Raw genomic sequence first — 25,295 nt, 5'->3', positions numbered from 1 at the left:
AGCGGAAGAGAGAATTATATGAACTTGGAACGTTCCGAGCGTATCGAGATCCCGGTATTACCTCTACGTGACGTAGTGGTCTACCCACACATGGTCATTCCATTGTTTGTTGGTCGCGAGAAATCGATTAGCTGTCTAGAAACGGCGATGGAAACAAACAAACAAGTTCTGCTTGTGGCACAAAAGCAAGCTGACACTGACGAGCCGACGGTTGACGACCTATTTGAAGTAGGTACGGTAGCAACCATTCTCCAGCTTCTTAAGCTACCTGACGGCACCGTTAAAGTGCTGGTTGAAGGTCAGCAACGCGCTAAGATTAACCACTTCAAAGAAAGCGAATTCTTCCTTGCTGAGGCTGAGTTTGTGGTAACGCCAGAGCTTGATGAGCGTGAGCAAGAAGTGATTGTTCGCAGTGCGATTAACCAATTTGAAGGCTTCATCAAACTGAACAAAAAGATCCCGCCAGAAGTACTGACTTCATTAAGCGGTATTGATGAAGCGGCGCGCTTAGCAGATACGATCGCAGCGCATATGCCTCTTAAGCTGGTGGACAAACAACAAGTACTTGAAATCGTTGATGTGACTGAGCGTCTTGAGTTCCTAATGGGCCAGATGGAATCAGAAATCGACCTTCTTCAAGTAGAGAAACGCATCCGCGGTCGTGTTAAGAAGCAGATGGAAAAATCTCAGCGTGAGTACTACCTGAATGAGCAAATGAAAGCGATTCAGAAAGAACTTGGCGAGATGGAAGACGCACCTGACGAGTTCGAAACACTGAAGCAAAAGATTGAAGAATCGAAAATGCCTCAGGACGCACGTGAAAAGACAGAACAAGAGCTGCAAAAGCTTAAGATGATGTCTCCAATGTCTGCAGAAGCGACAGTGGTACGTAGCTACATCGACTGGATGGTAAGCGTTCCTTGGAACAAGCGTTCTAAAGTGAAGAAGAACCTTGCGAAAGCAGAAGAGATTCTAAACGAAGACCACTACGGTCTAGAGCGTGTTAAAGAACGTATTCTTGAGTACTTAGCGGTACAAAACCGTATCAACAAGCTGAAAGGCCCTATCCTTTGTCTTGTAGGTCCTCCTGGTGTGGGTAAAACATCGCTAGGTCGCTCTATCGCAGCTGCAACAGGCCGTAAATACACTCGTATGGCTCTGGGTGGCGTGCGTGATGAAGCGGAAATCCGCGGCCACCGTCGTACTTACATTGGCTCATTGCCAGGTAAGCTTATTCAGAAGATGTCTAAAGTTGGCGTGAAAAACCCGCTGTTCCTTCTGGATGAAATCGACAAGATGTCTTCAGATATGCGTGGTGATCCATCGTCAGCATTGCTAGAAGTACTAGATCCAGAACAAAACAATGCATTTAACGATCACTACCTAGAAGTAGATTACGATCTGTCTGATGTAATGTTCGTCGCGACGTCTAACTCGATGGATATTCCGGGTCCGCTACTTGACCGTATGGAAGTGATTCGTCTTTCTGGTTACACAGAAGATGAGAAGCTAAACATTGCCAAACGTCACCTTGTTGATAAGCAAGTGAAGCGTAACGGTCTGAAACCAAATGAAATTACCATCGAAGATTCGGCAATCATCGGCATTATTCGCTACTACACGCGTGAAGCGGGTGTTCGTAGCCTAGAGCGTGAGATTTCTAAGATCTGCCGTAAAGCAGTGAAGAACATCCTGCTTGATACAAGCTTGAAGTCAGTGACGGTGACAATGGATAACCTGAAAGAGTACCTAGGTGTTCAACGTCATGACTTTGGTAAAGCAGATGACAGCAACCGTATTGGCCAAGTAACTGGTCTAGCTTGGACACAAGTTGGCGGCGATCTACTAACGATCGAAACGGAAGCGATGCCTGGTAAAGGTAAGCTGACGCAAACTGGTTCTCTTGGCGACGTAATGAAAGAGTCGATCCAAGCGGCAATGACGGTTGTACGTTCACGAGCTGAAAAGTTGGGTATCAACTCTGACTTCTACGAGAAGCGTGACATCCACGTGCACGTACCAGAAGGCGCAACACCTAAAGACGGCCCAAGTGCGGGTATCGCAATGTGTACTGCGCTAGTTTCTAGCTTGACGGGTAACCCGGTAAAAGCTGAAGTAGGTATGACAGGTGAAATCACTCTACGTGGTGAAGTTCTACCTATCGGTGGCCTAAAAGAGAAGTTACTTGCGGCACACCGTGGTGGCATCAAAACGGTACTGATTCCGAAAGACAACGAGCGTGATTTGGAAGAGATTCCAGAAAATGTTATCGCGGATCTGAAGGTTATCCCAGTACAGTGGATCGACGAAGTTCTGAAAGTTGCACTAGAGCGAGACCCGACGGGCGTTGAGTTTCAGTCTCAAAAATAGTGATGTGCAGCAAAAATAAGTAAAACTTTACGCTGATAGGCCTAAAAAGGCTTGTCAGCGTTTTTTTTGGAGGCTAAGTTAAGTTCGAAAGCTTGCAGCCCTTGAAGGATAAGGGGCGAAGCATATTTTCTTAATTATGGAACGAAAGTCATCACAAAAATAATCACAGATGACACAAAGGGGAAATCACAGTGAATAAAACTCAACTAGTAGAACAAATCGCAGAAAACGCAGACATCTCTAAAGCATCAGCTGGTCGCGCTCTAGACGCATTCATCGAAGCAGTAAGCGGTACGCTTCAGTCTGGTGATCAAGTTGCTCTTGTTGGCTTCGGTACATTCAGCGTTCGTACTCGTGCAGCGCGCACTGGCCGTAACCCAAAAACTGGTGAAGAAATCCAAATCGCAGAAGCTAAAGTACCTTCTTTCAAAGCTGGTAAAGCTCTAAAAGACGCTTGTAACTAATTCTTTGCGTCGATGACGCAGAGCTGGTTCAGCGAACGGCCGTTGCTTGATTTTTGTCCAAACAGTCAGATTTGAACAAAAATTTACAAACTAAGAGCCGAACTTTCTTAAATTATGCGCATCCTACTGATGCGCATTTCTTTTTCTGATATTATCGCGACATTACATTTTCTATTAGAAGCAGTCGGCTTCAATTGTGGAGAGCAGTTAAATTATGATGGATCGACTACGCGAAGGCGTGAACAGCATCGCGGTCAAAATTATCCTTGGACTTATCATCCTTTCTTTCGTATTTGCTGGTGTAGGTAGCTACATCGTTGGCGGTAACAACAACGCAGCAGCGAAAGTAGGTAATACCGAGATTGCTCGTGGTGAGTTCGAGATGGCTTACCAAAATGAGCGGAACCGCATGCAAGCTCAATTGGGTGATTACTTCTCTCAAATGCTGGCTGACCCTGCATACGTTGAATCTTTCCGCAAATCTGTTCTAGATCGTATGATCAATGACGTGCTGCTTGACCAACAAGCAGAAGCACTTGGCCTTCGCATTAGCGATGCTCAAGTACGTAGCATGATTCTAGATATGCCTCAGTTCCAATCGAACGGTAAATTCGACCAAGAGATCTACCAAGCATCTCTACGTCGTGCAGGTTTCTCTCCAGATTCTTTTGCTGAGTACATGCGTCGTGAATTGGTTCGTGAGCAACTGTTGAACGCACTACAAACCAGTGAATTCACTCTACCTGGCGAAGTTCAATCTGAAGGTAAACTGTTCACTCAGACTCGTGACGTTCGCACAATCACTATCGATTTGAATGAGTTTGCTAAGAAGGTAGATCTGACTGACGAAGAAATTCAAGACTACTACAAAGCAAACCCAGAAATGTTCACTCGTCCTGAACAAGTTAAGGTTGCTTACATTGAGCTTTCAGCTGACGAGCTTAAGAAGCAAATCCAAATTTCTGACGAAGACGTTAAGAAATACTACGATGAGCACTTAGACAAATACTCTACAGAAGAGCAGCGTCGCGTAGCACACATCCTTGTTGAGGGTGATGACGAAGCGAAAGCACAAGCGATTCTTGACGAGCTAAACGGTGGCGCTGACTTCGCTAAACTAGCAGAAGAAAAATCAGACGACTTTGGTAGCGCGGAAAACGGCGGTGACCTAGGTTGGATTGAGCGCGACGTGATGGATCCTGCATTCGAAGAGGCTGCATTCGCACTTAAGAACCCTGGTGATATGACAGGTCTAGTGAAGTCTGACTTCGGCTACCACATCATCAAGCTAGAAGAGCTTAAAGGTGCGGTTGCTAAGCCGTTCTCTGAAGTTGCAGCTGAAATCAAACAAGAAATGGTTGACCAGAAAGCGGTTGATCAATTCTACGAACTGCAAAACGAACTTGAGAAAGTGGCGTTTGAATATCCAGATTCTCTAGACGACGCTTCTAAAGCCGTTGGTCAGAAAGTGAAGACAACGGACTTCATCTCTCAAGTTGATGCGCCTGAGGTTCTTAAGAACCAAGCGGTAATGCAAGCAATCTTGAGCCCAGAAGTGAAAGAAGATGGTCTGAACTCTGAAGCTATCGAAGTGGCGCCAGAGCACATCATCGTCGTTCGTGTTGAAGACGCTCGTGACGAGACGGTTCTTCCTCTTGCTGACGTGAAAGACCAAGTGGTTGCTGAACTGTCTCGCGTTAAAGGTGAGCAAGGTGCAATTGAACTAGGTACTAAAGTTGTCGCAGCTCTGAAAGATGGCAACAAAGACATCCTTGCAGAAAACAACCTAGCGTTTGGTGAGCAAGAATCTGTTGATCGTCGTTCTCCACTCGCTGCAACAGTATTCGCTATGGCGAAACCTGAAGGTGACAAGCCTGTATACGGTCAATCTAAAGATCTAGAAGGTAACGTTGTAGTTGTTGAGCTTGATGCGGTACACGCAGAGCTAGACAGCGCGCTAGAAGAGCAAGTTGCGATGCAAATGCAACGTGCTTCGTCTCAACAAGATCTTACTTCGGTAATTGCAGTACTGCGCGCAAACACTGACATTGAGTACTTTGTTGTGAGCAACTAAGCATTACTGATGTAATTTGCATGTTAACTAAAACGGGTCGCATTAGCGGCCCGTTTTATTTTTATCTTAAGAAACTTCAATACAAACAGCGCTTTGCCTAGAGTAGTTTTCGTTCTGATACAACTACCAAAGGGAGATTGCTCAAATGAAATGGATGTTAACGCTGTGCTTATTGATACTCGCGCCGATGAGCTGGGCGGAAACAAAGACTAAAGCAGATAAGTATGAAGGTATTGAGATTACGGTTAACGTTAACTCTGCCACTGCAGAAGAGATTGCGACGCTACTTAATGGTATTGGTGAGAAGAAAGCGCAAGATATTGTTGAGTATCGCAACGAGCACGGTCCATTTAAAACCGCTGCGGATCTTACAAAGGTGAAAGGCATCGGTGAGGCGACTGTGAAGAAGAACGAAGACCGCATCCTGCTGTAATCGACGTTCTTGCCATTAAAAGCAAAGTTTTTGTTTCCTATTACTGCTTTCCCGAACCAAGCCTCTTTACTGGTTCGGGATTTTTTTACTCTTCTTTGGGGCTATTTACAGAGTAGTGGTGAACTGGCTTTCAATTCTAGAACCTCTAGCCAAAGATACGACGATGGGTCAGTTTCTCTAACCAAGCCATACTCAAACCACCTATTGCACCAAACAGGTGAGCATCCACCGCCACGCGAGCCCCAATCATCGCTGCAGTGCTTGTTGAAGGGCCGTAGAACTGCTCCCAAGCGACTTTAGCAATCAAACCACCTACCAGCACTAAACTGCTTCTTCTACCGTCGAAAACCTCAGCCAGCGCCCAGAAGCCGAATAAGCCGTGCAGCACACCCGACAGCCCGACGTAAACCGACATATTGGTGAATAAGTTCATCGCACCAACGAAGGTACACAAAACGAGAAATACGATGATGAAATTACGCACGGTAGGGCGGAAGATAAATCCGATCACCCATAAACCAGCGAGATTCATCCCGAGGTGAGCAAAGTTGGTATGCGTGAGATTTCCTGTTACGATTCGCCACCATTCGCCGTGGCGTATATTGTAGGCGTGCCATTCGGTTAGGCTTGCCATTGGTTCGAATTGCAGTATTAAACAGATAACGCTGATGATGCTCAGCAATGTATAAAGGTTCACTCTATGTCTCGTTATTGTTCTCAGTGTGGAAAATCGCGCAAAGCTTGTATTTGCCAATGGATTGTACCGCTAGCAAACGAGGTTGAACTTATCATCCTTCAGCATACGAGTGAAGAACATCGTCCTCTTGGTACGGCACGAATTCTCAATTTGAGTCTAAATCATTGTACTTGTTTGATCGGAGAAGACTTTTCAGATAGCGAGGCCTTGAATGCGTTGCTTGAAGATGACACTTATCAACATTTCATTCTTTACCCTTCAGAACAATCGTTGTGCCTTTCAGACTTGGCGACGGTCGGAGAGGCGGCAGATAAGAAAACACGTTTGATTTTACTCGATGGCACTTGGAAGAAAGCTTACAAAATGTGGCAACTTTCGACCAACTTGCACTCCATTCCAACAGTGAAACTGCCAGAGGATCTGCAAGGTCATTACACCATTCGCAAGGCACCATCGAACAACAGCTTATCTACCGTGGAAGCCGGCTTTCATGCACTGAACCTGATGGAGTCTGGGAAAGATTTCACGCCTTTGTTAACGGCGTTTGAGAAGATGATTGAATTTCAAATCGCCCAGATGCCTCCGGGCGTATTTGAAAAGAACTATCTGAAAGACGAGTAGCGAACCGATAGAGTACTTCTCTAAAGGACTATTGAAGAGAACAACTGTCGATGCAGCTTTTGTGCGTGGCCATCGGTCATCGCCGAGATGTAATCCGCTATCACACGCATTTTCGCGCTCTCGTTAGCCGCCTCTTGCCACAATGCTTGAGTATGTGTCGGAAGTAAGCGTTCAGGATCCGCACTTAACGCTTCAAACAAATCCATAATGATCTGTTGTCCTTTGTACTCAACAATCTGAACCTGATGCACTTGAATCACATACTTACTAACGAAATGTTTGAGTACTTCAAGCGCTTTTGCCATCTGTGGTTCTAGACACGCGTTCCAAGCCAACAATGGGTTGCTGAAAGGTTCATCTACGACCTTAATTGAAATACTGGTCAGCAGCGCATTCACCATGCCGCCAATCGCATCTTTACGCTCATGATGCTTACCACTAAACAGCATTTGTCCAATTGAGCCAATGTGCTCTTCAAACCACGCATCGCCACAATCGGCCAATTGACTGGCTGCGCCTTCTTGCCATTGCTGACGAGTAACCATTCCTAGCACAATTGCATCTTCCAAGTCATGCACGCCATAAGCGATGTCGTCTGCGAGCTCCATAATTGAACAGTCGAGCGATTTGAATCGAGTTTTGCAGTGTTCAAAGTCCGATTCTGGACAACAGCGCATTTGGCTTAACAAGGCTTTGTCGTTGTCGGTTAATGGTGCGATGACCCAATCGAACAAATCTTTATCACAGTCGTAAATACCTTTTGCTGGGCTCCAGTCTTTGGCTTTCAATTTGCGCTGGTGCTCGACTGGTTTCGGCAGGCAAACCGCGCGAGTTTGACTAAGCAAGGCTGGGTACTTGATCAGACCGAGTAAGGCACGGCGTGATAGGTTCATGCCAAAGTGTTCGGTGTAAGGCTCTAGCTTGGTGACAATGCGAAACGTCTGGGCATTGCCTTCAAAGCCACCATGCTCACGCATCATATAGTTCAGTGCTACTTCACCGCCATGCCCATAAGGTGGGTGGCCAATATCGTGCGCCAAACAGAGTGAATCAATCAAGCTGTCAGACGGCAGAAGGTCTCGAAACTCAGGCTGTTTCTTCTTAAGTTGAGCCACAATGCCCGTACCCAATTGCGCAGCTTCGAGAGAGTGTGTCAATCGGGTACGGTGAAAGTCTTCCAAGCTGTTTCCATGGACTTGAGTTTTTGCCTGCAATCGACGGAAGGCAGCCGAGTGCAGAATACGAGCTCGGTCTCGTTGGTAGGGGCTACGATGATCGTCACGACGGATCTTGTGCTCATCATCATGGCGCTCTTGCCATAAGGCATCTAATTCAAACGACACTTTTCTCTCCATCAATTAGCTGATTTCATCCAGCGATAATTCAAAACTTGGGGCAAAGGTATGAAGGAAGTATTCCATTTCCGGTGTTTTGCGTTCTTGCAGAGTGATGTCGAGACGCTTTTTCGCTAGAGCAAACTCGTGGTTGCCAGCGCTAAGTTCTTCGAGACATTTTAAGTAAGCGCAGATAGAGTCTGCTTGTTTGACGATCAATGCATCTTCTTTGTGCGCAGAGTGCGATAACAAATAGGGCGCAAAATCATCTTGGAATTCTTCTGGCAGCATAGATAACAGCTTTTGTTCAGCTGCCGCTTCTATCTTTTTATATTCTTTAGAAATTTCTGGGTTGTAATACTTTACTGGGGTTGGAAGATCACCCGTTAAGACTTCACTGGAATCGTGGTACATAGCGAGAATAGCGATGCGTTCAGGGTTTAAGTTGCCGCCAAACTTTTTGTTTTTGATTAGGGCGAGGGCATGAGCAACAAACGCGACTTGCAAGCTGTGTTCAGAAACGTTTTCCGGCGATACCGAGCGCATTAAGGGCCAGCGTTGGATGAGCTTCATTCGTGCCAAGTGGGCGAAAAAATGGCTTTCTTTCATTGCTGTCTCCAATTTTGATTCTGATACAAAAAAAGGAGCTCACTAGGAGCTCCTCTAAGCATATGAGAGATCAGCACTAATTACTACTGGCTGTAGGTCGTCAAGAATCGTTCAAAGCGACCAATCGCGGTTTCGAGATCTTCTACGTGAGGTAGAGTTACGATACGGAAGTGATCGGGCTTCGGCCAGTTAAAGCCTGAACCCTGAACCAACAGGACCTTCTCTTGTTTCAAGAAGTCCAACACCATTTGTTGGTCATTTTTGATGTTGTACATCTTGGTATCGATTTTCGGGAATAAGTACATCGCGCCTTTTGGCTTCACACACGAAACCCCAGGGATCTGGTTGATCAGCTCGTAAGCACGGTTACGTTGCTCAAGCAGACGGCCACCTGGCAGGATTAGCTCGTTAATGCTTTGGTAGCCACCCAATGCGGTTTGGATTGCGTGTTGCATTGGCACGTTGGCACACAGGCGCATGGAAGACAGCAGCTCAAGACCGTTGATGTAACCTTGCGCCAAATGTTTAGGGCCAGTTAGGAACATCCAACCACCACGGAAGCCACAAACACGGTAAGCTTTCGACAGGCCGTTGAAGGTCATCACCAATACGTCGTCGGTTAGCGTGGCAACTGATGTGTGTGTTGCACCGTCGTAAAGCACTTTGTCGTAGATTTCATCGGCGAAGATCATCAGTTTGTGCTGACGTGCAATCTCAATCACTTCCAACAGGAAATCACGGCTGTATACGGCACCCGTTGGGTTGTTCGGGTTGATGAGAACAATACCGCGTGTCTTTGGCGTGATTTTCTTTTTGATGTCTTCTAGGTCTGGATACCAGTCTGCGCCTTCGTCACATAGGTAATGAACAGGCTTACCGCCAGACAGAGCAACAGACGCCGTCCACAACGGGTAATCTGGTGCTGGGATCAGCATTTCGTCACCGTTGTTCAGTAGCGCTTGCATTGCCATCACGATTAGCTCTGAAACGCCGTTACCTACGTAAACATCTTCAACATCAAGAGAACGAATGCCCTTGCGCTGGTAATGCTGTACAACAGCTTTACGCGCAGAGTAGATACCTTTGGAATCACAATAGCCTTGAGAAGTTGGTAGATTGCGGATGACATCTACTAGAATCTCATCAGGGGCGTCAAAACCAAATGGGGCGGGGTTACCAATGTTTAGCTTTAGGATTTTATGCCCCTCTTCCTCCATGCGTTTAGCATGTTTGAGTACAGGACCCCTAATGTCGTAGCAGACATTGTCGAGTTTTGACGACATCCCGATATTTTGCATTGTATAATTCCTAAAAAATCGTTAATTTCTTTATTAAAGTACAATAATTTGTTTTTTATTAGAATAAAAATCTGTAAATTATCCGTTTAATGGCTAACTTTTGTCCGGTTGTTATCACAGGATTTTGCAAAAGATCGCATACGACCTTGATTTGCTTTGGGTCTAAACTTAGAGTAGCCGTCAGTTATCACTTATCCTCACATATTTCGAGGTTGATTTGTCACAGTTCCATCAAGCCGTAAAGAGAATTATCGAGCGAGTTCAGCAAACGGAAGGCAATCAAACACGTTTAGTCGAGCCACTCAGCGAGAAACCCAATTTCGCGTTTATTGACTGGCTTGAAGCACAACCACTTTTTCCCAAGTTTTACTGGCAGTCCCGTGATACTCGTGAAGAAGTTGTTGCCCTAGGTCAGCTCCATTCTTTTGTTGAGCCCGGCCCAGCTTATACGATCCTTGGCGAAGGCCAACGCGTATGGGGTGGTCGCTCTTTCGATGGTCAGCACGAGAAGAATCGTCGCTGCATGCCGTCTTTCTTTTTTCTACCGCAAATCGAGCTGATTCGATTCGATCAGCAATGGTCACTCGCGGTGAATATCTCAGAAGATAAAACACGTACATTAGCAGGCTTGAAAAAGCTGGTATGTGACGTGCCTAGTCTTGCGCCAATTTCATCTCATATTCGCTCAATTGACCATGCGCCAACACAGCCTGAATGGAGCGCGTTGGTCGAAAAGGTGCTCACAGGCATCGACAACGATGAGTTTAAAAAAGTGGTTCTGGCTCGCAAATCGACAGTAATGCTGGATTCAACACTTTCTGCTGCGCAGCTTCTTAAAGCGAGCTACCTAAATAACCATCACAGCTTTCACTTTTTGTTGAGTTTAGACAGCAAGCACAGCTTTATGGGTTCGACGCCAGAGCGCCTATACTCGCGAGTGGGTCATGAGCTGCACACAGAAGCGCTGGCTGGCACGATTGGTCGCGGTGACAACGCGACGCAAGACATGGAGCTGGCGAACTGGCTGTCGCAAGACTCTAAGAACCTCAATGAAAACCAATATGTGGTGGATGACATCATTGATCGACTAACACCGCATTCGGAGCATGTTGAGGTAGAAAAAGAGCCTCGATTGGTTCGTCTGAGAAAGGTCCAACATCTTAAGCGTAATATTAATGCGGATCTGAAAGCGGGCATCAACGGTGTTCAATTGCTTTCAGCTTTACAGCCAACTGCCGCCGTTGCGGGTTTACCGCGTAAAGAGTCGATGCAATTTATATTGGATAACGAGCCGTTTGCACGCGGCTGGTATGCAGGCTCGATGGGATACATTAGCCATGAGCGTGCAGAGTTTTGCGTCGCAATAAGAAGTGCGTTGGTTCTGAGTGACCAAGTACAACTGTTTGCTGGCGCGGGTATTGTTCCAGGCTCCATTGCAGAACACGAATGGGCCGAGTTAGATAAAAAAATGTCGACGTTACTTTCTCTTATTTCAGACCACCCGCCGCTTGGGGTTGCATCATGAGTGCAGATCAAGCTGTTTTAAATCGCATTTGGTCTGAAACCATCCTGACAGAATTGAACCGCTTTGGTGTGAACCACATTTGTATTGCACCCGGTTCTCGCTCCACACCTTTAACGGTCGAGGCGGCAGATAACCCAAATTTTACCATCCACACCCATTTTGATGAGCGTGGCTTGAGCTTTATGGCTCTGGGACTTGCTAAAGCAAGTAAAGAACCAGTGGCGCTGATTGTTACATCGGGTACAGCGGTGGCGAACTTGTTGCCTGCGATTGCAGAAGCAAAGCTGACGGGTGAAAAGCTGGTGGTGCTAACTGCAGACCGCCCGGTTGAACTTGTGGGCTGCGGTGCAAACCAAGCCATTAATCAATTGGGTATTTTTTCAGAACATGTTTCTGACAGTCTTAACCTGCCGAGTCCTACGCTATCAACCCCGTTGAATTGGTTGCTTACTTCTGTTGATGAGGTGATGTTTACGCAACGCCTAAGAGGCAGCGCGGTTCACATTAACTGTGCGTTTCCAGAGCCTTTGTACTCCAATACAGAAAAGAGTACCTATCAGGGCTACCTCGATACCGTTGCCGGTTGGCGAGATAGTAAGGTGACGTATTGCCAACGCTTCAATCCAAAAACCAGCAGTGCAATACCAAGCTGTGGTGACAACAAAGGCTTGGTGGTCATTGGCAGTTTGCCTTTGATTCAAGCGCAAGCGGCACGTGCATTTGCTGAGCAGATGGGATGGCCAGTACTGGCTGATCCGCAAAGTGGTGTGAGCTCAGATTGGGCACATTTCGATTTATGGCTGCAAAATCCAAGAATGGCGAGTCAGCTTGATGACTGTGATTTGATTGTTCAGTTTGGTAGCCGAATCATTTCTAAACGTTTTAACCATTGGCTAGAGAAACACGTATCACGCAACCAGCAGGGTGGTGATACACAATATTGGTTTGTCTCTCCTCGGTTAGACCGTGACAACCAGAGTCATTTACCTCAATGGCACTGGGCTGAGCAACCAAGCGCTTGGGTAGAACGCACGTCTGGTTTCTCATCAGAACACGCTGGCTGGGCAGATGAGTTGGCTGCGGACATCAAACAGGTCACGCAGCATGCCAAAGGGCTGTTTGTTTCGGATCCTAAGAGTGAGTTAAGTGAAATTGCATTGGCGATTGATGTTGCCGAGCGCGCTCAAGGTGTGGATCTGTTTGTCGGCAACAGTTTGTTTGTTCGTTTAATCGACATGTTCGGTAAGCTTGATAACACAGAGGTTTTCACTAACCGTGGAGCGTCTGGCATTGATGGCCTGTTTGCCACTGCAAGTGGTGTACAACGCGCGCGGAATAATCCGATGTTGATGTTTATTGGCGATACTTCTGCGCTATATGGCTTGAACTCGTTGGCACTGTTTACGCACAGTGAGCTACCTTCGGTCTTGGTGATCACCAATAATGATGGCGGTGCGATTTTTGATTTGTTGCCAGTGCCGCAGGAACATCGTGAGTCGTTCTACCAAATGCCTCATGGTTACGAGTTTGAGCATGCTGCGAAACAGTTCGGTTTGCAGTATTGTAAGCCAAGCTCGTTAGCGGAATACCAATCCTTGGTTTCCGAACATTTTGCTTCAGGGCAAGGCGCATTGGTGGTCGAAGTGCAAACGCCATCGAACCAAGCTGTCGAGCATTTAAGATCCTTCAATAAGAATTTGCATGCTCTATTCTGAGCGCTTCCCTGCAACGGAAAAGCACCAAGGTGGCATTTTGCCTACTCTGGTGTTTTTACATGGTTTGCTCGGCAGTGGCGAGGATTGGCAACAGTGCTTAAGTGCTTTACCTCAGTATGACCGAGTAACGATTGACTTACCCGGTCATGGACACAGCCAATCTATTTTTTGCAGCGATCTGAATGATTGCTGCAAATTACTCAATTCCGCACTATCTTTACTATTTCCTTCGCAACAACCGCTTATCCTGATTGGTTACTCAATGGGTGGACGCATTGCTATGCATGGCCTTGCTCACCAATGTTTTCCAGATCTCAATATTTGTGGTGCCATTGTTGAAGGAGGAAACTTCGGGCTTCAAAGCGAGTCAGACAGACAGGCACGATTCGAAAACGATTCGCGCTGGGCAAAGCGTTTCAAAACTGAGCCTCTTGCCTGTGTTTTGAACGATTGGTACCAACAGTTGGTCTTTTCTTCACTAAACCATGAGCAAAGACAAACATTGGTGGCGAAACGAAGTGCTAATCTTGGTTCTGCAGTGGCGGATATGCTGATTGCGACATCATTGGCGAAGCAATCTTATCTGTTGCCAGCATTGCAGCAACAAGCGGTTCCGCTTTATTACCTCTGCGGCGAAAAAGACAAAAAATTTAGCCAACTGGCTGAGACAAGCGGGTTGGCGTATCGACAAATTGAGGGGGCTGGACATAACGTCCATCAAGAGCAACCACAACGATTTGCGATGCAAGTTGATCAAATAATTCATTCTCACTTTGAGTGAGAGCAACGAGAACAATGGGAATCACCATGGCTAAAACAGTAGGCATTTCTGAAGAAGAACTTTACGCTCCGGTTCAATGGAAAGATTGCGGCGACAAATACGAGGATATCCACTACCACAAATCTGAAGATGGTATCGCGAAAATCACCATTGCACGCCCTCAAGTGCGTAACGCGTTCCGTCCTCAAACGGTAAAAGAGATGATTGATGCGTTAGCAGACGCACGCTATGACTCAGGTGTTGGCGTAATCATTCTGACTGGTCTAGGTGAAGACGCATTCTGTTCTGGCGGTGACCAGAAGATCCGTGGCGACTACGGCGGCTACAAAGACGACCAAGGTACGCACCACCTAAACGTATTGGACTTCCAACGTGATATTCGCACTTGTCCAAAACCAGTGATCGCATCAGTAGCTGGTTGGGCAGTGGGCGGTGGTCACGTACTGCACATGATGTGTGACCTAACGATTGCTGCTGACAACGCTCAATTTGGTCAAACAGGTCCTAAAGTGGGCTCATTTGATGGCGGTTGGGGCGCATCTTACATGGCTCGTATCGTAGGCCAAAAGAAAGCACGCGAAATCTGGTTCCTATGTCGTTTCTACAATGCTCAAGAAGCGGTAGACATGGGCCTAGTAAACACGGTAGTACCACTAGCGGATCTAGAGAAAGAGACCGTTCGTTGGTGTCGTGAAGTGCTGCAACACAGCCCAATGGCACTGCGTTGCCTGAAAGCTGCGTTGAACGCGGACTGTGATGGTCAAGCAGGTCTGCAAGAACTAGCGGGTAACGCAACGATGATGTTCTACATGACAGATGAAGGCCAAGAAGGTCGTAACGCATTCAACGAGAAACGTCGTCCAGACTTCGACAAGTTCCCTCGTAACCCATAATTCGTATAAGAAGAGGAGCCATTGCGCTCCTCTGTTTCGTTTTTCGTCCTGAGCGTCTCGCCCTCTGGGAGACTAGCGAGCTCTCTCGTTAAAAAGCTCAGAATATACGGCATTAAATAGGATTCGAATTATGCGTAAAGCGAAGATTTACCGTTACTGTCTACCAATGGACAGTGGCGTAATACTACGTGATAACAAGCTGACGGAACGTAAAGGTTATATCCTCGAATTAACGGACGGTGACAAGGTTGGTCGCGGTGAAGTTGCCCCTTTGGTTGGCTTCAGCCTAGAAGGCACTGAAGAAGCGGGCATTCAGTTGCAAGCACAAGCAGAGCGCTGGGTGGCAAACTTGCCTTTAGATTACAACCACATGTACCCATCGGTTGCATTTGGTCTGTCTATGGCCCAGCTGGAGCTTGAAGGCGGTTTACCTGCACAAGGTAAGTACCAAGTCGCCCCTCTGTGTAACGGTGACCCAGACGATCTGATCCCGAAACTGAACGAAATGGAAGGCGAAAAAGTCGCGAAAGTAAAAGTGGGTTTGTACGAACCTATTCGTGACGGCATGCTAGTGAACTTGTTCCTTGAGTCGATTCCACAGCTGACGCTTCGTCTCGATGCTAACCGTGCTTGGACACCAGAAAAAGCCCAGCAGTTTGCTAAGTACATTGCACCATCACTGCGCCAGCGTATTACCTTCTTGGAAGAACCATGCCGCTCTCCGGGTGATAGCCTGTCTTTCGCTATCAATACGGGTATTGCAATCGCATGGGATGAAACACTGCAAGATGCGGTTCGCCGTGAAGACTTCAGCTTAGAAGATCTTACAGGTGTAAAAACCATCATCATCAAGCCAACGCTGATCGGCTCAGTTGATTTTTGTATTAAGCTGATTGAAAAGGCGAAGACATTAGGTATTAAAGCCGTAATCAGTTCAAGCATTGAATCAAGCCTTGGTCTGAACCAACTTGCTCGCTTAGCACAATGGCAACTACCTAATGAGATCCCAGGTTTGGATACGATTGGTTTGTTCAAAGCGCAGCTAGAGCAAGGTTGGCCGAAGTGTGAACTTCCCGTTCTTCCGCTATCTGAGCAGGAGTTAGTGTGGCATTCAGCATAGATACTGTTGCGATTGCACCATGGAAATATTGGGCTCAAGTGAGCCCTTTTTCTATTGCGCTTGAGACGACCAAAGAGCAAGTTAACTGGCAACAATTGACTGCTCGTGTTGATTTGTATTCTCGCTACCTTCAACAACAGGGTGTGGCGAGTGGAGACGTGGTGACGTTAGTCGGTAAGAACCAAGTTGAAACCTTGTGGTTTTATCTTGCTGCGCAGCAGATAGGCGCAATTGCTGCGTTGACCATGCCGCAGCCATTTGATGCACTTTTAGGTAAGCTAACGACGCTATATAAGCCAACCCAACAACGTTTTGTGTGGTTTGCTGATGGTGTTGCCAGTGGCTACTCTGAACAGCAGTTATCGCAACTAGGTATCATCCAGCTTTCGACTCTGGATAGCGAATCGCAAAGTGACCAAAGTGACCAAAGTGAAGTTGACACTTCAAACGAAGGCTACGCACATGATGCTTTAGCGTCTATTGTGTTTACCTCTGGCTCAACAGGTACGCCTAAAGCCGTGGTGCATACTCACCGTCAGCATCTGGCTTCTGCTCAAGGTCTGTTAAGCGAATTCCAATTCAACCATCAAGATACTTGGCTGCTTTCCTTGCCGCTTTACCACGTATCAGGCTTGGCGATTGTCTATCGCTGGCTATTTGCTGGTGCAACACTCAAAGTGGGAAACGGAAATCTTGCTGATGATATTCTTGGTGTCTCTCACGCTTCTTTAGTCGCGACCCAGCTTAAGCGTTTACTGGATGAACAAGTCGAATTGTCTCTCACGCACGTCTTACTGGGCGGCAGTCATGTTGCCCATGAGTTGGCACTGCGAGCAACACAGCAGGGCATTGAAACTTGGCTAGGCTATGGCATGACAGAAGCGGCCTCTACCGTAACGGCAAAGCAAATCGATAGCGTCAGTAACGCGGGCCACCTATTGCAAAATCGCGATATTAAGCTGGTGGAAGAGCGTATTTATATCGGCGGGAAAACACTAGCAGCAGGCTATTTCAAGCAAGGCTCAGTCACCTCACTTCTGAATGAAAATGGTTGGTTCGACAGCAAGGATCTTGGAGAGTGGCAAGGCGACGAACTCAAGATCATTGGTCGAGCAGATAATCAATTTATCTCCGGCGGTGAGAATGTTCACTGTGAAGAAATTGAAGCGGTACTGAACCAAATTGAGAGTATTTCACAAAGCATTGTTGTGCCAGTAGAGGATGTTGAGTTTGGACACCGACCAGTGGCTGTGATTCAAACAGAGTCGTTACTAGACAAAGCTCAATACGAACAACATCTGCAAACTAAGTTAGAAAAATTCAAATGGCCAGTGGCGTATTACGCAATGCCTCAAACCCTGTTGGGTGGGGGAATCAAAATCTCGCGCAAAGCGGTGAAAGACTGGTTAAAAAATGAAGTGCAAAACGGTGACTAAGCGTTATTGCACTTCAGGGGGATGTGGTGATGGTGAGTCACCACAATTCTTTAGTTAGCGAGCGCGAGTTTCATCTGCTCAGCTACTTTATCTACTTTTCCTAGACCGATAATCACTTGTAAGCCGCCTTTACCAATCATGACAACGCCAGCAGCACCCAATTGTTTAAGCTTAGCTTCGTCAGCTAGGGATGAATCTTTCACGGTTAAACGAAGTCGAGTAATACAGTTGTCCACTTCTAGGATGTTGTCTGCACCGCCAATTGCTGCGATGTAGTCTTTTGCTAGCTCGCCAATATTCTCGGTGACTTCTTTTTCCATGTCCTCACCACGACCCGGCGTACGCAAGTTGAACTTGATGATCGCGAAGCGGAACACGCTGTAGTAAATCGCAAAGAAGACCAAGCCTTGTGGGATCAGCATGTACCATTTGGTTGCCAGTGGGTTTTGGCTTGATAGCACAAAGTCAACGAAACCAGCCGAGAATCCAAAGCCTGCCATCCACTGCATGCTTGCTGCAATGTACATTGAGATACCAGTCAGAACCGCGTGAATTAGGTATAGCACTGGCGCTAGGAACATAAAGCTGAACTCTAGAGGCTCTGTAATACCAGTGAAGAAGGACGCCATCGCTGCAGCTAGCATGATAGAAAATACTTTGGTTTTATTCTGCTTATCAGCGCAGTGATAAATCGCAAGAGCAGCGCCCGGCAGACCAAACATCATGATTGGGAAGAAACCTGCTTGGTACATACCCGTTTGGCCAACTACAGCTGTACCGTTAGCAATAGACTGCGCGCCGCCTAAGAAGTTTGGAATGTCGTTGATACCAACCACATCAAACCAGAAGACAGGGTAAAGCGCGTGGTGCATGCCGATAGTTAGCATTAGACGGTTAAAGAAGCCAAATAAACCCGCGCCAACCGCACCCATGGATTCAAGTTTGGTTCCGAAAATAATTAATGCATCGTAAATCACAGGCCATACGTAAAGCAGAACAAAAGCCAACACCATACCTGCGATGGAGGTGAGGATTGGTACTAGGCGTTTACCACTAAAGAACGCCAGCGCTTTTGGTAGCTCGACTCCAGAGTAACGGTTGTAGATTTCAGCGGAGATAATACCCACCAAGATACCGATGAACTGATTGTTGATTTTGTTGAACGCATCAGGCACTTCGTCAGCACTAATATCCATTAGCTGTGTGACGGCACCCGGTGCGAGTAGCGTCGTCAGTACCATAAAGCAAATGAAGCCAGACAGTGCTGCTGAGCCATTTTTGTCTTTGCTCAATCCGAAAGCGACACCAACGGCGAACAGTACCGCCATGTTATCGATGATGGCTCCGCCTGATTTAATGAGGAATGCCGCTAAGACACTTTCAGAGCCCCAGCCGACCGGATCTATCCAGTAGCCAATCCCCATTAAGATTGCCGCAGCGGGTAAGGTCGCTACCGGAACCATTAATGCCTTACCGACTTTTTGCATGTAGCCGAGTATATTCATATTTGCCCCTATAATTTTAATGCCACCTAAAACATGATCTATGTTTGAAAGTGACGTTTTTATTAAGTTTCTAAGGGCTATTTGAAACTTAATTATCGACGCAAACAAACGAATTCACTACTATCATGAATTAATATTTTTAATGCATGGTCGATCATGGCAAACCAACAGTTACTGCTTCGAAACCTTCATACCTTTAGCATCGCAGCGAAGTATCTTAGCTTTACGCAGGCAGCAAAAGAGCTGCACTTAACGCAAGGAGCCGTAAGCCATCGCATCAAAGTGCTAGAACAGGAGCTTGGTTTCTCTCTGTTTGTTCGAGGCACTCGCAAACTCGAACTGACATCAGAAGGGCATCGATTTCAAAAAACGTTATCTACGTCACTCAGTACCATTTTTAATGAGATTGAAGAGATTAAGTCGACGGACTTGGTGGGGGAATTAAACATTGCTGCATCGCCAGGTTTTTTGAATGGATGGCTGATGCCTCGTATTGCGGATTTCCAACGTCATTTCCCAGGGTTTAACCTCAACCTTTTCGCCCAAGAAAACCAACTCGATTTGGTGACCAATCAGATTGATGTAGCCATTTTTTACGATACGGATCATTTGGTTGATGTGTATCGCCAGCGACTATTTGGCGAAAAGTACATTCCGGTCTGTACGCCTCAGTACATGAAAGAACTGAATATTCTGGAAGATGGTATGGAGTCACTCCGACGGATTAACTTTATTCATGCTCTCGGTTCAGATGTATGGCAGCGATGGATGACTTATATGGAGCTGGATATCGATATTTTCCAGCATTTTTACTGTGTGAGTCATCGTGATATGGCAGTGCTAGCAGCAAGAAATCACGTCGGGGTCGCGATGGGGCGCTATCGATTCGTGAAAGACTTTTTAGATAAAGGTGAACTGGTCAGCCCTTATCCAATGATGGATACCCTGCTGGGGTATGACTTAGTTTGCCCTTCAGGCTACGAGCATCGACCTAAAGTGAAAACCTTTATCTCTTGGATAGAAAGTCAACTTAGTTGATTTCGCAATGAATTAGTCGAAAAGGGAATTTCGTATCCTTATAACTCTGAATCATAATCATGCTCAAAGATTAAGGAATAAAGCATAAGGTTCAGGATGATCAAATTAGCGTTAGCGGCAGCGGTGTTATTGCAAATCGGCGTTGCTGTCAGCACCGAGGGCTTAACGCGCTCGTTAGCTGAGTTAACCGCCTTTCTAGTGGCGATTGCTTTAGTGTTAGTACACAAAAGTCAAAGCGCACAAAAAGCGGAATCAACTCAGCCAGATAAAATCAATCAAGGTTTAGTTGAGAAGTAACCAGCCTAAAGACGTAGTAGAAATCAGTACCCACAGTGTGACGCCAAATAACAATGGCTTAGCGCCTGCCGACTTCAGCTTCGATACTGAAATGCTGCAACCAATCAAGAATAGACACACCACAAGGGCTTGCTTAGCAATAGCAAAAATGCCTTGGTACACCACTTCAAATTGCGGGAAGAAGTCGCTGAATGCAATCGCAGCGCAGTACCAGAAAATGAAGTAAGGAATGACTAACTTACTCTTACCTTCCTCTCCGTTACCGCGAGAAAAAATCACAGCACTCACTAGCGCGACAGGAATGATCCACAGTGCGCGAGCAAGCTTCAATGTTGTTGCCGTGGTTAGTGCTTCTTCACCGTATGCAGATGCTGCGCCCACAACGGAAGACGTATCGTGAATCGCAATCGCAGCCCAGGTTCCGAACGTATGCTGATCCAAGCCGATCGCGTGACCAATCACAGGGAAGATAAACAGCGCCAGAGAGTTGAGCACAAAAACGGTCGCTAGAGCTAAACCAATTTGTTCATCTTTGGCTTTGATCGCAGGCGCGACAGCAGCAATTGCGCTACCGCCACAAATTGCGGTACCAGAAGCGATTAAGTAGGCTGTGGTGCGCTCTAGCTTAATCATTTTGGCAATCATCATGCCGATCACCAGTGTACCGAGAATGGTTGCGATGATAAGACCAATACCATCAGAAGTGACGGCGAGAGCCTGTTCAAAGTGAATACCGAAGCCTAAACCAATGATCGAATAGGAAAGCAGCTTCTTAGTAAAAGAGGCAATAGGAAGTTCAGTCGGTACTAGGCTAAAACTCGCCAGTAGAAAACCGATCACAAGCGCAATAGGAGAGGACACAAAAGGGGTCAAACAAAACAGCAGTGCCAATCCAAAGGGGATATTCTTTGTATTCAAGGGTGTCGTTCGTTGTTATGAGTTAAAGCGTGAAGTATACAGTAACGCTTTGGGTCAGAAAGTCTTAATGAATTGAACATATGTTCAGTAAAACTAAACACATGTTCAACATTCTGAAATTATCTTGTGGTGAATCTAGCGCCAGTCACCGCGAAGCGTTTGCACCTTTTCAAACATGGCTTGTGCACTGGCTTGTTTTGGATCAACAGGCGTGCCTGCTTCGATTTCTAACTTAGACCAGAAACGCGTTGGTAGCCCTTTGCACGCGCGACCTTTTGCGCGGCTGAAATAGCTGCCCCACAAGCCTTTTAGCGCCATTGGAATGACGGGGACTGGACTGCGACGAAGTATGATATCGATACCGCGCATGAACTCGTTCATCTCACCATCAGAGGTTAGCCGCCCTTCAGGGAAGATACACACAATATGACCTTCACTCAGCGCTTTCTCGACATCATTGAAGGCACGGCGGATAGACGTTCGGTTACTTGCAGAAATAGGGATCACGCCAGCTCGACGAAGGAAACCTCGTAGAGGAGGAAGATTTGCGTAGTCTTCTTCCATCACAAATCGAATCAGGCGAGGGCAAACTGCACTTAATAGCAGTGAGTCCATGTAGCTGACATGGTTACAGACGATCAACGCACCACCGTGTTCTGGAAGGTGATGCAGGTTCTTATGTTTGACACGGTAAATGGTGTGAGTGACCACCCACATCGCAAAGCGCACCACAAAGATAGGGATCTGCAGGAAGATGTATGCAGCGACCAAAAAATTCAGGATTGCCAGCAGCGCGAACAGTTGAGGAATGCTCATCTCAAGCACGCTCAGGCAAACAATGCCTAATACAGCGCTGCCGACCATGAACAGAGAGTTAAAGATGTTCAAGCCAGCAATCACTTGTGCACGTTCTGTCTCTTTCGCTCGGTGTTGCATCAGGGCATAAAGTGGGACGATAAACAAACCACCCGAAATACCTATCATCAGTAGATAGAAGAATAGAGGCCAGAAAGCGCCATAGCTAACGAACTCCGCGAAAGTGTGGAATCGAGGTAAGTCCGTTGGAATCGATGTTGCCATCAAGAAACCGAAAATGGTGATCCCCAAAGCACCGATCGGTACGATACCCACTTCGATGCGGTGGTTCGACAGCCAGTTGCACGCCATAGAGCCGACAGCAATACCCACCGAGAAAAGTGCTAAAAGGAAAGAAACCGCGCTTTCGGTGCCGTTCAAGTAGACCTTAGTGAAGTTCGGGAACTGAGTCAGGTAAGCCGCACCTAAGAACCAGAACCAGCTGATTGCCATGATGCATTGAAAGACAATTCGATCAGACTTCGCAATGGAAAGTGTGAGTTTGGTTTGTTTGTAAGGTTGCCACTTAAATTGAATATCTGGAGCGCCTGCTGAGGCAAAAGGGATAAATCGGCTGGAGAGGTAGCCTAGCACTGCAAAGATGACAACGCAGAATGCCGCAAGATATTTGGCATTGTCTGCGGATGCGATAAGACCTGAGCCCAGCGTACCGACCAAAATCGCGATAAACGTACCCGCTTCGACTAAGGCGTTACCAGGGACTAATTCTTTCTCATTGAGTTGCTGAGGAAGCAGTGCGTATTTGACCGGCCCAAAGAACGCGGACTGCGTGCCCATCAAGAAAAGCAGTAATAGCAGCACGCCGTAGCTTTCGGTGATGAAACCAATCGCGCCCAGTAGCATGATGCCGATTTCAAACAGCTTTACCTTACGAATAAACCAAGACTTCTCGTATTTATCAGCTAGCACCCCTGCAGATGCGGAAAATAAGAAGAAAGGCAGTATAAATAAGCCTGCCGCCAAGTTAATAAACAGGTTGCTAGAGATCGGTAGTGCACTAGAGCCAGCAAAGGCCACAAACAGCAACAGTACGTTTTTGAATATGTTGTCGTTGAAAGCTCCGAAAAACTGGGTGACAAAATAAGGGAGGAACTTTCGCTGCCTAAGCAAAGACGACTGGCTGTCTGATGACATGAATAATCCTTTATTACCAGCTGATCAGGTAGTTTGAAATCAGGTTATCAATAAGCTCTTTACCATCAATAGGTTCACTAGAGAAAAACTTATCATCGACGCTTAGTAGCGTGATTCCATGTACCCCAGACCATAAAACGCGACTTGCTTGCAAAACTTCAGATTCGGTTCGGTGTGGTGCAATTTGCGCAAGCAGAGATTCCAACATGCCAGTCATGCCGTCGATGCGTTTGGCATGCCACTCTGGAAGCTCCGCACCATTCATGTTGTGCTCAAAGACCAGTTGCCAGCGATGAGGGTGTTTTTGTGCGAAGTCGTGGTAACAGTAGGCCAGTTCAAAAAGTGCCTGATGAGTATCCTTACTATTTTTTGTCGCGGCTACGGCTTCTTGCTGTAACTCATCCAGAGTTTGGGCCACGGCATGTAAAAGCAGCAGGTTGTAGTTACCAAAGATATTAACGAGCGTGCTTGGTACGTAACCAATCATGTTCGCAATCTTACGAAGACTAAGCTCGTGGTAAGAATTCTCGTCTAAAAAGTCTTTGACTGTGGAAAGCGTCAAGTTGACTAGCTCTTCTCTGGTGTGATCGTTTCTGCGCGCCATAATTTAAAACTACTTATTGAACATCGTTCAATATGATAGTCAGCTACTGATTGAGCGTCAATAACGCAAACAAGTCATAAACCTATGGGTTGGCAATATTCTGATACATGTCTTCTATTATGGAATGTTTCATTGTTGTATCTGACGGAGTATGATGGTCACATCTCATATTTAGCGTGCTACTGATATTGGATGCTTGTTCATCACATTGTTCGGCAGCATGGTTAAGTACTTATCGTCAATTTTAAGGATAACGATGAAACGTTTATTTTCGATTGTCGCCCTACTGATGTTTACCGTTGCTGTAACACCTATCGCGGAAGCGAAGAAGTTTGGTGGTGGTAAGTCTTTCGGTAAGAGCTATAAAACGGCTCCTGCTCCTAAACAGCAGCAACAAAACACAAACACCATTGGTAAAGAACAAGGTGCTAAATCGTCAAGCAAGAAAGGCTTGATGGGCGGCTTACTTGGTGGTCTTCTTGCTGGTGGTCTATTGGCAGCATTCTTTGGTGGTGCGTTCGAAGGTATCCAGTTTATGGATATCCTGATCATTGGTTTGATTGCCTTTGTTATCTTCAAACTGATGCGCGGCATGCTTGGTGCTAAGCAAGGCAGTATGAATCAGCATCGTCAACAGCCAGCATTTGGTGGTAACGCTTCTAAGTTCGAGCAACCAAACATGCAGAACTTTGAACAGCAGCCTAACAACACAAATGCAGGTGGTTTTGGTGGTTTCGGTGCACAAACTGACATCCCGCATAACTACCCACCGGGTTTTGACCAAGCCGCATTCATTAATGGCTCTCGTGAGCACTACCGAATCCTGCAAGGCGCGTGGAACCACAACCAACTTCATACAATTGAAGAGTACGTTTCACCAAGCCTATTTGAAGACTTGAAAGCAGAGCGTGCGAAGCTAGATGGCGAGCAACACACTGATGTGATGTACGTAGATGCGGAAATCGTTCGTGCTGACTACGATGCGAACAAAGCACAGCTTAGCCTGCAATTTAGCGGTCGTTACCGTGATGCAGAAGAAGGTATCGAAGAAGACATCGAAGATATCTGGCATTTAGAACGTGACCTAACGGTACCAAATGCACCTTGGTTGATTGTTGGTATTCAAGGTTAATCACCAACAGCGTTCAATTTAGTCTTAGTAAAATCCCGCTTTCGAGCGGGATTTTTTATGTCTGGAGATCAGAGAATCGAAACCTATCGATATAACTTCGAGTGGTTAAAGTCGAGCGAATAGGGTTCTTAAAAGGGAGACGATGAGTCACACAGTAGGGAATAGTGAAGATAGAACTAATGGGGTGATCAGTTGCTTGATTCCATTGACTGAAAGAAACCAACTAACACTTCGATTTTCTCTCAAGTCGAGGTAGTTCAAAGAGCTTAGGAGCCGTACTACTTAACGAAAAGGCATTAAAAGTCACGCCTTGAATTAGACTAGATTTAGCCAGATAGTGAGGTAAGCCATTGAAAAATGATAGGTATAGAACGAAAAAAGCCAGCTCAATGAGCTGGCTTCTTCAATATGGTGGAGGGGG

At 46.4% G+C, this 25,295-nt stretch carries 22 protein-coding genes; 14 read left to right on the top strand and 8 right to left on the bottom strand.

What is annotated here, in order from left to right; translation table 11 throughout:
• Positions 1–18 precede the first annotated feature (18 nt).
• The 4 genes from lon (at position 19) to KIO97_RS15545 (ending at position 5,341) form a co-directional block, all read left to right on the top strand.
• A complete protein-coding gene (lon, locus tag KIO97_RS15560; RefSeq protein WP_005529911.1) occupies positions 19–2,370 on the top strand; it encodes an endopeptidase La in 2,352 nt (783 codons plus the stop codon).
• A gap of 191 nt (positions 2,371–2,561) precedes the next feature.
• On the top strand, positions 2,562–2,834 hold the full coding sequence (locus tag KIO97_RS15555) for an HU family DNA-binding protein (protein WP_005430934.1): 273 nt from the start codon (positions 2,562–2,564) through the stop codon (positions 2,832–2,834).
• Between the two features lie 214 nt (positions 2,835–3,048).
• The gene (ppiD, locus tag KIO97_RS15550) at positions 3,049–4,908 is read left to right on the top strand and encodes a peptidylprolyl isomerase (protein WP_045377764.1); all 1,860 of its coding nucleotides are present in this window, start codon (positions 3,049–3,051) and stop codon (positions 4,906–4,908) included.
• Between the two features lie 145 nt (positions 4,909–5,053).
• A complete protein-coding gene (locus KIO97_RS15545; RefSeq protein ID WP_005425566.1) occupies positions 5,054–5,341 on the top strand; it encodes a helix-hairpin-helix domain-containing protein in 288 nt (95 codons plus the stop codon).
• 145 nt (positions 5,342–5,486) lie between these two features.
• Here the strand turns inward: KIO97_RS15545 and rrtA are convergent, their stop codons facing one another.
• The gene (gene rrtA, locus KIO97_RS15540; RefSeq protein ID WP_045377767.1) at positions 5,487–6,038 is read right to left on the bottom strand and encodes a rhombosortase; all 552 of its coding nucleotides are present in this window, start codon (positions 6,036–6,038) and stop codon (positions 5,487–5,489) included.
• A gap of 3 nt (positions 6,039–6,041) precedes the next feature.
• Here rrtA and KIO97_RS15535 point away from each other — a divergent pair, with 3 nt between their 5' ends.
• Positions 6,042–6,659: a tRNA-uridine aminocarboxypropyltransferase gene (locus KIO97_RS15535; RefSeq protein ID WP_122019054.1), complete on the top strand. Its 618-nt coding sequence runs from the start codon at positions 6,042–6,044 to the stop codon at positions 6,657–6,659.
• Positions 6,660–6,679: 20 nt separating this feature from the next.
• On the opposite strand, the gene KIO97_RS15530 is transcribed toward KIO97_RS15535, so the two are convergent.
• From KIO97_RS15530 to KIO97_RS15520, 3 genes are all read right to left on the bottom strand, one after another.
• Positions 6,680–8,014: an anti-phage deoxyguanosine triphosphatase gene (locus KIO97_RS15530; RefSeq protein WP_285383409.1), complete on the bottom strand. Its 1,335-nt coding sequence runs from the start codon at positions 8,012–8,014 to the stop codon at positions 6,680–6,682.
• Positions 8,015–8,017: 3 nt separating this feature from the next.
• The gene (gene yfbR, locus KIO97_RS15525) at positions 8,018–8,602 is read right to left on the bottom strand and encodes a 5'-deoxynucleotidase (protein WP_285383379.1); all 585 of its coding nucleotides are present in this window, start codon (positions 8,600–8,602) and stop codon (positions 8,018–8,020) included.
• An 83-nt stretch (positions 8,603–8,685) separates the two neighbouring features.
• Positions 8,686–9,900, bottom strand: a complete 1,215-nt coding sequence (locus tag KIO97_RS15520; protein WP_029788618.1) for a pyridoxal phosphate-dependent aminotransferase — start codon at positions 9,898–9,900, stop codon at positions 8,686–8,688.
• Positions 9,901–10,117: 217 nt separating this feature from the next.
• On the opposite strand from KIO97_RS15520, the gene KIO97_RS15515 reads away from it, so the two are divergent.
• From KIO97_RS15515 to menE, 6 genes are all read left to right on the top strand, one after another.
• Positions 10,118–11,425 carry an isochorismate synthase MenF gene (locus KIO97_RS15515; RefSeq protein WP_285383378.1) on the top strand — a complete coding sequence of 436 codons (1,308 nt, stop codon included), beginning with the start codon at positions 10,118–10,120 and terminating at the stop codon, positions 11,423–11,425.
• Positions 11,422–13,140, top strand: a complete 1,719-nt coding sequence (gene menD, locus KIO97_RS15510; RefSeq protein WP_285383377.1) for a 2-succinyl-5-enolpyruvyl-6-hydroxy-3-cyclohexene-1-carboxylic-acid synthase — start codon at positions 11,422–11,424, stop codon at positions 13,138–13,140. The genes KIO97_RS15515 and menD overlap by 4 nt, the downstream gene beginning before the upstream one ends.
• On the top strand, positions 13,127–13,921 hold the full coding sequence (menH, locus tag KIO97_RS15505; protein ID WP_285383376.1) for a 2-succinyl-6-hydroxy-2,4-cyclohexadiene-1-carboxylate synthase: 795 nt from the start codon (positions 13,127–13,129) through the stop codon (positions 13,919–13,921). Before menD ends, menH begins: the two co-directional genes overlap by 14 nt.
• A 26-nt stretch (positions 13,922–13,947) precedes the next feature.
• Positions 13,948–14,814: a 1,4-dihydroxy-2-naphthoyl-CoA synthase gene (gene menB, locus KIO97_RS15500; RefSeq protein ID WP_038887944.1), complete on the top strand. Its 867-nt coding sequence runs from the start codon at positions 13,948–13,950 to the stop codon at positions 14,812–14,814.
• A gap of 130 nt (positions 14,815–14,944) precedes the next feature.
• Positions 14,945–15,934, top strand: a complete 990-nt coding sequence (gene menC / locus KIO97_RS15495) for an o-succinylbenzoate synthase (protein ID WP_039985758.1) — start codon at positions 14,945–14,947, stop codon at positions 15,932–15,934.
• Positions 15,919–17,370, top strand: coding sequence for an o-succinylbenzoate--CoA ligase (menE, locus tag KIO97_RS15490; protein ID WP_285383375.1), 1,452 nt, complete (start codon positions 15,919–15,921; stop codon positions 17,368–17,370). The genes menC and menE overlap by 16 nt, the downstream gene beginning before the upstream one ends.
• A gap of 50 nt (positions 17,371–17,420) precedes the next feature.
• Here the strand turns inward: menE and nagE are convergent, their stop codons facing one another.
• Positions 17,421–18,875, bottom strand: coding sequence for an N-acetylglucosamine-specific PTS transporter subunit IIBC (nagE, locus tag KIO97_RS15485; protein WP_050906214.1), 1,455 nt, complete (start codon positions 18,873–18,875; stop codon positions 17,421–17,423).
• A 156-nt stretch (positions 18,876–19,031) separates the two neighbouring features.
• Between nagE and KIO97_RS15480 the strand changes: the two genes are divergently transcribed.
• Both KIO97_RS15480 and KIO97_RS15475 read left to right on the top strand, forming a co-directional pair.
• Positions 19,032–19,913, top strand: a complete 882-nt coding sequence (locus KIO97_RS15480; RefSeq protein ID WP_285383374.1) for a LysR substrate-binding domain-containing protein — start codon at positions 19,032–19,034, stop codon at positions 19,911–19,913.
• A 96-nt stretch (positions 19,914–20,009) separates the two neighbouring features.
• Positions 20,010–20,210: a hypothetical protein gene (locus tag KIO97_RS15475; protein ID WP_285383373.1), complete on the top strand. Its 201-nt coding sequence runs from the start codon at positions 20,010–20,012 to the stop codon at positions 20,208–20,210.
• Here KIO97_RS15475 and KIO97_RS15470 read toward each other — a convergent pair.
• From KIO97_RS15470 to KIO97_RS15460, 3 genes are all read right to left on the bottom strand, one after another.
• Complete coding sequence (locus tag KIO97_RS15470) at positions 20,196–21,101, bottom strand: YeiH family protein (RefSeq protein WP_050912672.1); 906 nt, start codon at positions 21,099–21,101, stop codon at positions 20,196–20,198. The two genes, KIO97_RS15475 and KIO97_RS15470, sit on opposite strands and share 15 nt — an antisense overlap.
• Positions 21,102–21,263: 162 nt before the next feature.
• Positions 21,264–23,138, bottom strand: a complete 1,875-nt coding sequence (locus KIO97_RS15465; protein WP_285383371.1) for an MFS transporter — start codon at positions 23,136–23,138, stop codon at positions 21,264–21,266.
• Between the two features lie 13 nt (positions 23,139–23,151).
• On the bottom strand, positions 23,152–23,742 hold the full coding sequence (locus KIO97_RS15460; protein WP_005425581.1) for a TetR/AcrR family transcriptional regulator: 591 nt from the start codon (positions 23,740–23,742) through the stop codon (positions 23,152–23,154).
• 256 nt (positions 23,743–23,998) lie between these two features.
• Here KIO97_RS15460 and KIO97_RS15455 point away from each other — a divergent pair, with 256 nt between their 5' ends.
• Positions 23,999–24,874, top strand: coding sequence for a Tim44 domain-containing protein (locus KIO97_RS15455; RefSeq protein ID WP_009707155.1), 876 nt, complete (start codon positions 23,999–24,001; stop codon positions 24,872–24,874).
• The last annotated feature ends 421 nt before the right edge of the window (positions 24,875–25,295 follow it).

Origin of the sequence: Vibrio sp. B181a (assembly GCF_030248375.1) — a bacterium.
GTDB lineage: Bacteria > Pseudomonadota > Gammaproteobacteria > Enterobacterales > Vibrionaceae > Vibrio > Vibrio campbellii.
Note: the sequence above shows the minus strand (reverse complement) of the source record. Positions and strands in the feature narration are given on the sequence as shown.